We start from the raw sequence: 13,925 nt of genomic DNA on the forward strand, positions 1-13,925 counted from the left end.
ATGAATAACATGCCACCTGATGCCGGATCTGACTCCGGCAGCGGTCAAACGAATATCCAGGGCCAGATTCTGATTACGGCGGAAGCCGGCCAGGATATCGTTATTGAGGGGGCATGGTTCCTGCGCGCCGATTTCGACAGATCCGGCCCGGATCTGATCATCAAAGGCCCCGACGGCGAAGTCGTCGTCGTCCGCGGCTACTTCAATCAGCCTTCACCGCCCGATATCACAACCCCCGACGGTGTTGTCCTGAAAGGCGAAACGGCAACGCTCCTGGCCGGGCCGCGCACGGACGTGCAACTCGCGCAGGTTCAGGAAATCGCCCAGGTCGAACCGATCGGCACTGTCGAGACCATCGAAGGCACGGTCGAGGTAACGCGCGCCGACGGTTCCAAGGTGACCCTTCAGGCCGGCGATCCGGTTTTTCAGGGCGATGTCATTGAAACCGGCGGTAAGGGTGCCGTGGGCATTGTCTTTGCCGATGAAAGCACGTTCGCGCTCGGCGAAAGCGGCCGCATGGTGCTTGATGAAATGATCTACGACCCGGCGGCCCAGCAGGGGCAGGCCGCGATCTCGCTGCTGCAGGGTGCATTTACCTTCGTTTCCGGGCAGATCGCCAAGACCGGCGTTGACGCCATGACGGTCGATACGCCGACGGCGACCATCGGTATTCGCGGCACAGCGGGCGGCGGCGGTGTGAATGCGCGCGGGCAGATGACCATCGCCATCGCCAACGAGCGCGGCGATATCGTCGGCGAAGTGACGATCACCAACGAAGGCGGATCGCAGACCATCAACCAGGCTTTCCAGGCGCTGTCTGTCGGCAGCCGCGATGCGGCCCCGTCGCAGCCGTTCGTGATGACGGCCAGGCAGTTCGGCCAGGCCTTCGGTTCGGCCATGAAAAACCTTCCGAATGCGGAAGCCGCCCTGCCGCCGGAAGTCGTCGCCGAAGCGACGCAGGCGTTCGAGGAACAGCAGCAGGTCCGCCAGCAGGCAGAATCCGCCGAGCAGGAAAAGGAACAGAAACAGGCCGAAGCCGAGCAAGCGGCGCAAGCCGAACAGGCGGCAACGGCCGAGGCTCAGGCGGCACAGGAAAATGCCCAGGCAGCCGAAGCGGCGGCGCAGGCGCAGGAAGCCCAGGCGGCCGAAGCGGCGGCGGCTGCAGCCGAAGCGGCGGCGGCGGCGGAAGCCGCGGCCGCGGCGGCAGAGGCGGCAGGAACGGCGGAAGCGGCGGCGGCGGCGGAAGCGGCGGCGGCGGCGGCAGCAGCGGCGGAAGCGGCGGCAGCGGCGGAAGCGGCGGCGGCGGCGGAAGCAACCGCACAGGCCGAAGCAGCGGCGGCTGAAAGCGCCACCAAGGAAGCCGAGGCCGCGCAGATCGGTGCCGAGGCGGCGCAGAAACAAGTGGAAGCCGCAACGGCGTCGAAAGCCGCGGCGGAAGCCAAGGCGCAGGCCATCGAGTCGAGCCCTGAAAACGCGGTTGTCCAGGCGGCGCAGGCCGCCGGGGTGGAAACCCACCTGCAGCAGGACGTCGAGCAACAGCAACAAGAAGTGCAGCAGGAAGCCCAGCAGGCCGATGCCCAGGCACAGGCCGCACAACAAAATGCGGAAGCTAAACAGGCCGAAGCGGCGGCGAAGGTGGAAGCGGCGGCGGCCCGTGAAGCGGCGGCGGCGGAAGCGGCGGCGGAAGCCGAAGCAGCGGCGGCAGCGGCGGCAGAGGCGGAATCTGCAGCAGCGGCAGCCGAAGCGGAAGCGGCAGCGGCGGAAGCGGCAGCAGCAGCGGCGGAAGAGGAAGCAGCAGCGGCAGCCGAAGCGGAAGCAGCAGCGGCAGCCGAAGCGGAAGCAGCAGCGGCGGAAGCGGAAGCAGCGGCAGCCGAAGCGGAAGCCGCAGCAGCCGAAGCGGAAGCCGCAGCAGCAGAAGCGGAAGCCGCAGCAGCAGAGGCTGAAGCCGCAGGAACCGAGACTGAACAAGGCCAGGAAGGCGGCGCCGAAGGGGAAGGGACCGCATCGCCACCGCCGACAACAACGACGACGACTACGTCGCCGCCGCCAACGACAGTCATCACACCGGTTTTTACCTCGCCACCGCCGCCCCCGCCGGAAACAGTGGGGGAATCAACAACCCCGAAAGATAATGACCGCGATGACGACGTCACCAACGATGACGAAGATGAAGACCAGGACGTTTCCGCCAGCGGCGGTGTCATCGACGGTTATCTGCGCGGCGCCACGGTGTTTATCGACGCCAACGCCAATGCTGCCTACGACAGTGGCGAAACCTTCACGTCCACGGACGCCTACGGCCAATACATTCTGACGATTCCATCAAGTTTGAGCGGGTTCCCGGTGTATGTGACAGGCGGGGTCGACGTCACGACCGGTCTGCGTTTCGAGGGGATACTCAAGGCACCTGCGAATTCAGGTGTCGTCACGCCACTGACGACGCTGATCCAGCACATGGTGGATAACGGCGTTGCCGACGACGAAGACGCGGCACATGACCTTCTGCTAACGAAATTCTCGATTTCACTGTCCGCCGGCGATGACCTGCGAGACTACGACCCGATTGCAGGCAGTGACGGCCCGGTATTCGCCGCCGGGCTCAAGATCATGTCGGTGGTGCAGATTCTGACCAAGGCGATCACCGGCAGCCATCCGAGCCTATCGGCATCCGAGGTGATCGAGGAGGTGATGAGCGCGTTTGCCAATCATCTCGCCACCGGTTCCACCGATTTCGATTCCGCTGCCGGTATCGAGTCGATCCTGAATGAAGTTGCGAGCAATCTAACGGGCTTCACGGCTTCAACCGTGACCGCGCACAAGGGCAATATCGCGACGCTGATTCAGGAAGTAACGGGACATTTCGACAGCAACACCGGCGATTTCGATGCGCTCGCACGCGGGGCGTTCCACGCCATGGGCGCGGTCGCCGAGCATTTGAATACAGTCGGCGGGTCGAGCTTCAGCGGCCTTCAGACCAACCACTTCTCAAACAATCTTGCAAATGCATCGCACATATCGTTCGCAGCGTCCGCCAATCCGATCGAAGGCACGGATGGGGGCGACTTTATCTCGACCGAGGACTCGATCCTGTCGACGTCCGGTCGCGACATCATCGACGGGCTGGGCGGTGACGATGTCATCGATGCCGACGACGGCGCGGACGTCGTCTTCGGCGGCGACGGCGACGACAGTATTTTCGGCGGTGCCGGTGCGGATATTCTGTACGGCGACGATGGCGACGATACGCTGGAAGGCGGCGCCGGCAACGACATTCTCGAAGGCGACGACGGCGACGATACGTTCGTCATCGATGCTGAAACCGGCGACACCGATACGGTCCGCGGCGGCGCCGGCTCGGACACGCTCAGTTTCGAAAACGCCCAGTCGGGCACGGTGACGGCCAATCTGGCAACGTTGCTGGCGTCCGGACTTAGCACCGCCAACGGCCTCGCCGGCCTGACGATCACCAGCATCGAGAACCTGGCCGGGTCGCTGACCCTGGCCAACGTGCTGACCGGCGATGCCAACGCCAACGTGCTGACCGGCGGTGGCGTCAACGACAGTCTGACCGGCGGCGCCGGTGACGACACGCTGATCGGCCTCGGCGGTGCGGACATTCTGCTTGGCGGAGATGGTGCTGACGTCATCGACGGCGGGTCTGAGGACGACACGATCACCGGCGGCGCCGGGAACGATGACATTACCGGCGGTGACGGTACCGACCGCGCTATCTTCTCCGGCAATCTGGCCGACTACACGGTGACCAACGTGTCGACCGGTGTCTTTACCGTGGTGCACAACACCACCGGCGAAACCGACACGGTAACGGAAATCGAGACCCTGCAGTTCGCTGACGGCACGTTTAACCTGCAATCGGTTACGGAAACCGACGGCAGCGGCCAGGTCTTCGGCAGCGATTTCGGTGACACCATTGTCATGACCGGCGACGGCGTGGCCGAGGGCTTCGGCGGGCCGGATACGATGACGGTTGAAGCTGCGTCCGCGACCGTACCGCTCGACGTTACCCTCGACGGCGGCGAAGGCGACGATATTCTTGAGGTCGACAACCTGACCCTCGATACCGGCGTCGTCGCGCGTTATGCCGGCGATATCGGCGACTTCGATATCACCGAGGACGGTGCCACCGTGCGCGCCCCGTTCGAGGCCGTGGACGCGACGCTGTCGGCGGCACTGGACAGCATTCTCGGATCGGACCGGGGCGGCGATACCCAGGGTCTGCTATTCGATGCCGACCAGATAGTGTCGACCAACAGTTCGGATGCTTTCATTGTTGCGAACTCGAGCGCATTCGCCGTCAACGCATCAAGTGATCTGTCCTCTGCCATCTCAACACTTTCGGGTCTGATCGACGCCGAAGCACTTGAAGCGGAGCCGTTGGATACGACCATCGCAGAAAGTTATCTGACGGTGCTGGAAAATATCCAGACCACGCTCGATGATGCGGTCACCAGTGCCAACACCACGCTCAGCGATCAGGTCTATGTGCTCGACGCCATCGCCACCGCCGACCGCACCGAGCGCGACGATATCCAGCAGGTGCACATCGAAAGCATCGTGCAGCCGACACTGGTCACTGTCGCATCGATCTCGGCATTGTCGTCGGCGGAGACGGTCAACATCGGCAACCTGGCGCAGCTCGGCAATCCGTCACCCTCCAGCGATCATTACTTCCTCAACGTCACCGATGAATTCGCGACCGACGATGACGAGGGCTCGGACACCCTGACCGATATCCGCACCCTGGAATTCGAGGGCGGCATCAAGCTCGACGTCACGGACTCTATATATGAAGCGGGCGACAGCGGTGAAACCATCGATGCCAGCGCGCAGGGCGCGACGACGCAGTTCTTTGGCGGTGACGGCGACGACGACTTCTCGGGCGACGGCGACGACGAAATGGTTGCCGGCGGCCTTGGTAACGACACGCTGTTCGGCGGCGCCGGCAATGACCAGATGTCCGGCGGTCAGGGCGATGACGTGATCAGCGGTGATGACGGCGACGACCTGCTGGTCGGCAGTACCGGCGACGATACGCTCGGCGGCGGCGCCGGCAACGACACGCTCGATGGCGGTACGGGGACGGATACGGCGATATACACCAATTCTGTCAACGAATTCACTTTCGACGCCACCTACGATACCGACAGCGATCTGGAATCCCTGACCGTCGGTCATTACCCGAACGGGGCGCTGACACTGGTCGGCGCCGAGGGAGAGGATGTGCTCAAAGGGATCGAGCAAATCCAGTTCACCGACGCCACGCTCGACCTGACCAAGCTTGCCGAGACAGGGACCGACGCCGACGACCTGCTGCTGGGGAACGAAGCGGTGGAGACCTTCTCGGGCGGCGCAGGTAACGACACCATCTATGCGCAGGAGGGTGACGATACCCTCGACGGCGGCGCCGGCGACGACACCCTGGTCGGTGGTACAGGCGCGGACAAGTTCATCCTGTCCGAAGGCGACGACACAATCATCACGGACAGCAGCGGCACCGATACGCTGACCATCGATTTGACCAATCGCGGGGTCGCCGGGGTCGAGCGTTCCGGCACCGATATGCTGTTCAGCATTCTGGATGCGGACGGCAATACGCACACGACGACGGTCGTCGGTGTCTTCGGCGCGACGCCACTGCAAAGCATCACGATTACCGAACAGGGCGAGGCGGACGAGACCTTCCTGTTCGACCCGGACTTTATCGGCAGCGCCGGTAACGACATGCTGTTTTCGACGTCAGCCGGGCCGAACATCAATGCCGGCGCCGGGCGCGATATCGTGTTCGGCGGTGCCGGCAATGATACGTTGAACGGCAGTGACGGCAACGACATTCTGTTCGGTGGTTTGGGAGATGACAGCCTGATCGGCGGCAACGGCCAGGACGAAGTGTCTTACGAAACCGCAAGCGCCGGCGTGACTGTTGATCTGGCAAACGGTACGGCGAGCGGCGGCGCCGGAAACGATGCCATCAGCGGCGTCGAAGATATTCACGGATCGCGGTATGACGACGTGCTGACGGGTGACAGCACGGTCAACGAGATATTCGCTGGTGCCGGAAACGACACGATCAGCGGCGGCGGCGGTGCCGATATACTGGATGGCGGTGCGGGCGACGATCTGCTGCTATACAGCGGCTCAGAGGCTTCGCTGAGCGGCGGAGCCGGTGACGACGCCATTGAATTTTCCGGCAGCAATCTGACGCTTGTCGACGGCATGCCGCCCGCCACAGCAGTGTACCCGACACAGACCAACGATGCGACGGACGTACTGCGCGAGATCGAAGGCATTTTCCTGTCTGATTCAACGGATGCCTATCTGGATGCCGAAGGTGTTGTCAAGATCACGGACGAAAACAACACCCTCGTCATTCACGACGATGGCACGGGCGGCAATGTCGGCAGTATCGAGTCCGTTGCGCAGGACGGGACGTGGACGCTGGACAGCAGTCAGGAAAGCATCTCGGTCAATGGCGTCCTGAACGACTACAACGTCTATACCGCGACCGTCGGCGGCGAGACGGTGACGCTGAAGGTCGACACCGATATCGATCAGGCATCGATCGCCAACGCCGGCGCTGTGGTCAACGAACCGACCATCGCCGGTGCCGGGGCAGCGAATTTCCCGATTGAAGGACTGGTGATCAGCGACAGCGACGACCAGGGCGGCAACTATACCGTAAATATCTATACCACCGGGGAAACCGCACTGCTGACGTTCGATCCGGGCAGCACAAACGTGGCGATAACCGGCAACGGTACCTACGACGTGACACTGTCGGGAACGCTGAGCGAGATCAACTCGATCCTCGCCGCTTCAAACGGTGTCGTCTACACGGTCAACGGGCAGACCGGGCCGGATAGTCTTGAATTCGAGATCGTCGATGACGGCGGTTCGTCCGGGATCGCACGGACGACGTTTGACAGCGTCACGGTCAATCTCGATCTGATCACCACCAGCACCAACGCCAATCCGGGGAGCGCGCAATGGGGCAATGCAGCCACCTGGGCGCATATCGGACCGGATGCGAACGGTACCACAGGTGTTGTTCCGACCATCGCGCACCATGCTTACATTATTGATGGTTCCGGTGGCATGACCCTGGGTGACGGCAACAGCTATTCCGTCGGCGCGGTATCGATCGGTAACGGATTCACCATTTCCAACGGCAGTTCGCTGACGGTCGAACAGTTCATAGATTTCAAATTCGACGCATCGTTCATCGGACGCGGCGAAATCAGCAACAGCCTGCAACTGAACACGGACGGTGAGCTGTATGTGAATGGCGCCGTCGACGACGATGACGGCTCGCTCTTTCTCAAGGACGGGATTCTCGGCGGTACCGGCAGCCTGGCGATGTCGAAAATCACGTTCGGGGCCAGCAGCACCGGGACCGATGATCTAAGTGTCGAAGACCTGGCGATCACCATCAACTCATCCGGCGCCAACCAGTCGAAATCCCAGGGCAGCGGCACCAAAACCTTCGACAATGTCGACATGACGGTCGCGGGCGATCTTATCCTGCAAACCGGAAACGAGAATTTCATTCTCGCCGGTGGCTCAAGTATTACGGTCGCCAGCGGCGGCGTGCTCGATCTCCAAGACGCCGACGGCATCAACGCAGGTACCGGCAGCGGTACGTTGACGGTCGACGGTACGCTGGCGCGATCAGCCGGTGGCGGCAGCACGTCTATTGATGTCAGCGTCGATTTGAATGGCAGCGTGGATGTCGATAGCGGAACACTGGAACTGACCGCCGGTGGCACAATTGCCGGTGCGGTTGACGTAGAATCAGGAGCGACGCTCGAGTTGAGCGGCTCGGCCGCCTATAGCATCGACGACACCTTCAGTCTCAACGGGGCCGGTACGACGACGCTGGACAACGTCACTCTCGGCGTCGATGCGGACCTAAGCGTTGCCGGCAGCCACATCCTGAATATCGCCGCCGGGACGACGGTTACGGTCGCCAGCGGTGTGACGATCACCAACAACGGTATCATCACCGGCGAGGGGACTATCGATTTCAGCGCCGGCGGCAGCTTCGTCAACAACGGCATCATCGATCCGGCAGGCGATCTCACGGTCGTCGGCGACGTCGACCTGTCGACGTCGGGCGGCATGACCTTCGATATCGCCAGCACGTCCGATTTCGACGTCCTCAGCGCCGACAGCCTCGATCTCGACGGCGGGTCGAACGTACTGAACCTGAACTTCGGCGGCAGCGTTGCCGCGGGTGAGAGCTTTAATATCGTCACCTACAACAACACCGATACCGATCTGACGGACGTGTTCGAGAGTGTCAACGTCACCGGTCTGGCGTCGAACCAGGCGGCCGCCCTCAGCTATACGGCGAGCGGCATCACGGTGACGATCACCGAGGGGCCGACCATCGCCAGCACCAGCAGCACGGTCGATATCACCGACCCGCAGGTACAGGTGAACTCCGAGACCGACGGCGAGCAGGCCCGGTTCTCGGCGGCAGCCCTCAACAACGGCAATGTCGTTGTTGTCTGGGATTCCCTCGACCCGCAGACCGACGGTAGCGGCCTCGGCATTGGCGTGCGGCTCATGACGGCGGCTGGTGAGGTCATCGGCACGGACGAGTTTATTGCCAACACGATCACGACGGGCGGGCAGGCGCGGCCCGATGTGTCGGCGCTGGCGGATGGCGGGTTCGTCATTGTCTATCAAGCCGACTCGTTTGGCGCCGATACCGGCAACGCCGCCATCGTGATGCAAAAGTTCGACGCAAGCGGCACCAAGGTCGGGTCCGAAACCCTCGTCAATACGCTGACCACGGACATCCAGACAGATCCCTCGGTCTCGGTGCTCTCGAACGGGCAGATCGCCGTCACGTATGGCTCCGACGCAACAATGGACAGCGTTACCGACCGCAATGCCGCCGTGAAGATCTATGACCCCGACCTGACGGTCGCCGTCGACGAGTTCCGCGCCAACTCGGCGACCGGAAACATCAATACGCCGCAGATAGCACCGCTGGCGAACGGCCAGTTCGTTATTACCTACTCGGCCAACACCAACGCCAACATCTATGCCCGCATCCTGAACGCGGACGGCACCGAGGCAGTCGCCGAGTTTCAGGTGGAGACGGACTCCACGGGTACGCAGGCGGTTCCCGAGGTTACGACGCTCGACAACGGCAACTTCGTCGTCACCTGGCAGACTCAGGCGGGTGCTTCCAGTTCGGCCGTCGCGGCGCGTATTTACCAGCCGGACGGCACGCCTGTCACCGGTGAGTTCCAGGTTTCCGACGAAACGACGCTGGAACAGAAAAACCCCGAAGTGACGGCGCTGGATGGCGGCGGGTTCGTCGTTACATACTACACGAACGTGTCGCCGCAGGGTGTGCGGGCGCGCGAGTATGCCAACGACGGCACGCCGACGACGGATGTGTTCCTTGTCGAAGACACAGGCGCTTCCACCTTCAACCCGCAAACGGCTGTGGTCCCGCATACCGACGGCGGCTACTCGGTCGTCTACAACGATCTGGACGCAAGCGGTCTCGGCATTTTCTCGACGACCTACCGCAATCCGATTGTGCCCATCGCCTTTGCCGAGGGCGAGGGCGCGATCGCCGTTGACGACGGCATCACCATCAGCGATCCGGACTCCGCCGATTTCGACGGCGGCACGTTAACTGTTTCGGTCAGCGTCAACGCGACGACGAACGACCGGCTGTCGATCCAGGATATCGGCACGTCGACCGGCGAGATCGGCTTCGACGGCACTAACGTGACGTATGAAGGCACACTGATCGGCACCGTCTCTGGTGGCGTCACCGACAATTCTGATCTGGTGGTGACCTTCAATTCAAGTTCGTCCCCGGCGGCAGCGCAGGCGTTGGCGCGCGCGGTGACCTTTAATAATGTCGGATCGCCGCCGGATACGACAACGCGGACGATTTCGTTCGTGGTCAATGACGGCGATGGCGGCGACAGTGAAACGCTGACCCGTGACGTGACGCTCGGCGTCAACGATCCGCCGGACATCCTCGGCGCCAGCGTCAACGCCGGCGCGCTGCAGTTCGACGGCACCGACGATATCGTGACGACACCGGTCACGTCGCTGGGCGCAAGCTATACGCTCGAAGCATGGGTCAATCTCGATGAACTGCCGACGACGCAAGCGGCGATCATGAGCAAGCCGACCGTGACGAGCGGCCAGTTAAACGACAACTCTGAAGCCATCCTGTACGTCAATGCGGCGGGCGAACTGATTTTCATTGCGGGGACCGGAAATTCCAACCCGGTCATGGGGCTTAACGCGGGGGCGACGATCACGGCGGGGCAGTGGCAGCACGTCGCCGTAACCGTCGACGATACGAACAAGGAAATTTCCCTGTTTGTAGACGGTGCGTCCGTCGCTACGCTGGACTTCACCGGCAACACGCTCGTTTCCGGCACTTTACCATTGGAAATCGGCCACTTTAACAATACGAATGATCGTTATTTCGATGGCGCGATGAGCGACGTCCGCGTCTGGAGCGATGCGCGCACGGCGACCGAAATCGCCGACAACTACGATATCCGTATCGATGATCCGACGACGGAAGCGGGACTTGTTGCCAACTGGACGTTCGACGGGCTGAATGCATCCGGCGCCGCAGTCGATGTCACCGGCAACGGCAACGATGTGCAGGTTCTTCAAGGCCCGCCGGTTGATTCAAGGAGTGCTGCCGCAACGTTCGACGGGAATGGCGACTATATCGCACTTGCTAATCCATCCTCGCTGTCGACGGGCAGCGGCAGCTTCACGTACGAAACGTGGATCAGGACCGACAATGCCGACGCGAGCCATGAATATATCGCGACGATCGGCACGACCGGAACGAATACGGCGAGCCAGTTCTTCGTCGAGGCCACGACCGGCGTGTTACGGGGGCAATTCAGCGGTCAGGGCGGTCCTGCCGGCACCGTTGCGGTGAATGACGGCGAATGGCACCACGTCGCTTTCGTCTTCGATGATTCCACCAACGGCACCGCAGGCACCGGCCAGTTGACCATGTACATCGACGGGGTCGCCGACGGGACGCAGCTGATGAGCGGCGTCAACCTCGGAACATCGCTCGCCCGCATTGGCGTTGATAACAACGGGTCCAGTTTTTTTGACGGCGACATTGCCGATTTCCGCGTCTGGAACACCGCGCGGACGGGTACGGAACTCTCCGACTATGCGGACGTACGCCTGAACGGGGACGAGTCCGGTCTGATCGGGTATTTCCCGCTCGAAAGCGACGCCAACGACTACCAGACCAACACAACCGCGTCGAACGGCACCGTGCAAGGTAATGTCTCTTTCATCGACAGTTCGCCGCTGCTGCTGGGCGACAACGTGGCGCGCGCACTCGATTTCGACGGCGCGGATGATGTGATCAGCATTCCTGACAGTAGCGACTTCCGGTTCTCGGGCGGGTTGTCGCTGAGCGCGTGGGTAGAACTGGATAAGTTAACCACCTACGATGTAACCAGCGATCCGGATGATATTCAGAGCCTCATCAGCCGGTTCGGAAGCGTATCGCCAGAGCGGGCGTTTGTTCTGGAAGAATTCGAAAGTGGCAAGCTGCGGCTCTATCTTTCAGCTACCGGTCCGTCCGTTGTTACGGATGCAGCAGTGTTCGAGGTCGGCAAACCGGTTCACGTCGCTGCTACTTATGACGGATCGGTGGTTAAATTATTCGTTAACGGCGAGGTCGTAAAAACTCATACAACGTCGGTTTCAATCCCCGATGCGGTCGGCCTCGAAACATTGATCGGCGATGTCAATGGAAGTGATAATCGCTTTGTTGACGGTCGCATCGCCGATGTCGCTATCTTCAATCAGGGGATCAGCGACGACGATATCCTGAGCATCTACCGGAGCGGCGTCGATGACGCGGCGACGGGCCTGATCGGGCATTACGATCTGGGCGCTGCCGACATTAATACTGGGACGGTCAGCGACCTTTCCACCGCCGGTAACACTGCCAATCTGGGCGCGACGTCAACGGCAGGCGAATCCAGCGAGCCGGTCCCGGGTTCTCTGTCATTCGGTCCGCCGATCTACGGCACCGAGATTACGTTGACCGAGGACAGCGCCTATACCGGTATTATCGCGGCCGAGGACCTGTCTTCCGGTTCTCTGACGTACACCGTTTTCCCGGGCGGCGATCCTGATCACGGGACGCTGGATATCGATGCTGCCACCGGCGAATTTACCTATACGCCAGATGCCGACTATTCGGGGACCGATACCTTCACCGCCAAGGTCTACGACGCCACCGGCGCGTATTCTACGCAAGTCATCACGGTCACCGTCGACAGCGCGCCGGACGCACCGACGATCCTCGGCGCCAGCGATGCCCAGATTTTTGTGCAGTTGGACGGTCAGGACGATTACCTGCAGATCGACGACAACGGTTTCGATCTTGATTTCGGCGCCGACGATTTCACCTTCGAAGCCTGGGTCGATCTGGCGGAACTGTCGGGCACGATGACGCTGTTCGACAAACGCGACGCGAATGGCGTCGGCGTACATGCCTTTATCGACGCCAGCGGTATTATCAGCCTGGAAATGGGCGACGGTATGCAACTCAATGCCGGCGGTTCAAGTTCCGGCACCCTCGATGCCGATGGCTGGCATCATGTGGCGATCTCGGTCGACCGCGACGGCAATGCGGATTTCTATATCGACGGGATGCTGTCCGGCAGCAACGATGTCACAACCGCGAGCGATTTCCCGCTCAGCAACAGCGATCCGCTGCTGATCGGCAAGGCCAACGACGACAGCGGTTATCTTCAGGGCGCCATCGACGAAATCCGGTTCTGGAAGGAAGCGCGCACGGATATTGAGATCGCGCAGAATTACGCCACCAAGATCGCTGCGCCGGCATCTGAAAGCACGCTCGCCGGGTACTGGAACTTCGACAACATCGATGCCCATGACGAAGGTTATGCCAGCGATCTGTCCGCGAACGGTAATCGCCTTTACGCCGGCGATCCGCTGCTTGACGGGGATGCCGACACGGCGTCGGGCGAGACCGTCAATCATCTGATCAAGGCGTCGGATTTCAACGGCACGTCGTCCAATGTCGACCTGTCCGCGAATGCGGCGGCGCTGTCGACCGGGACCGACAGCTTCACCTACGAAGCCTGGATCAAGACGACTGCGACGGCTGACGGCGAAATTCTGACTATCGGCGATAACCCTGGTACCAATTCGCTGACACAATTCCGCACCCTGGCGAACGGCACGGTCACATTGCAGGTTCTGAACGGCGGTGCGGCGGTCAGCAGCGGCACAGTAAATGACGGAATTTGGCATCATGTCGCGGTCCGCTACGACGCTGCCTCCGGCATGGCGAGTCTTCTTATCGATGGCGTAGAGGACGGCTCTGCTGCGGTATCGCCGAACCTTGGCAACAGCCTTGCCTATATCGGTCAGAACGCCGCTGGCAACGCCCACTTCTTCGACGGCGAGATCGCCGATCTCAGGATCTGGGATTATGCGCGTACCACGAGCGATATCGCCGACGGCCGTGAAGACTTCCCACAGCCGGACGAAGAGGGGCTTCTGGCGCACTACAAACTCGACGGCGCCGACGGTTCGGCGATCAGCGATTCCTCGATACACGGCTACGACGGCACGTCGACCGCCGTGCAGGCGACAGAAGCCGCCGCGCCGGTGTTCTCCGCCGCGATCACGATGGACGAGGACCAGACGTTTACCGGTAGCATCGGTGCCATCGATCCGGACGGGGTGACCTCGCTTGTCTTCTCGGTTCAGTCCGATGCCGCGACCACGCAGGGTGGGGTGGTCAACGTCGATGTGGACGGTAACTTCACCTACACGCCGCCGTCGGGATATCTCGGCGCGGATACGTTCACGGTCACGGTTTCCGACGAGCAAGG

At 61.7% G+C, this 13,925-nt stretch carries 1 protein-coding gene (only partly in view); it reads left to right on the plus strand.

The annotated features are described in order from the left end of the window. Window positions 1-13,925, plus strand: the beginning of a protein-coding gene (locus L2D14_10505) for a LamG-like jellyroll fold domain-containing protein (protein WNJ98304.1). It continues 14,194 nt past the right edge of the window; 13,925 of the gene's 28,119 nt are visible here — the first part of the coding sequence; it begins with the start codon at window positions 1-3; its stop codon lies off the right edge, out of view.

This window comes from Thalassospiraceae bacterium LMO-JJ14, from assembly GCA_021555105.2.
Taxonomy (GTDB): domain Bacteria; phylum Pseudomonadota; class Alphaproteobacteria; order Rhodospirillales; family Casp-alpha2; genus UBA4479.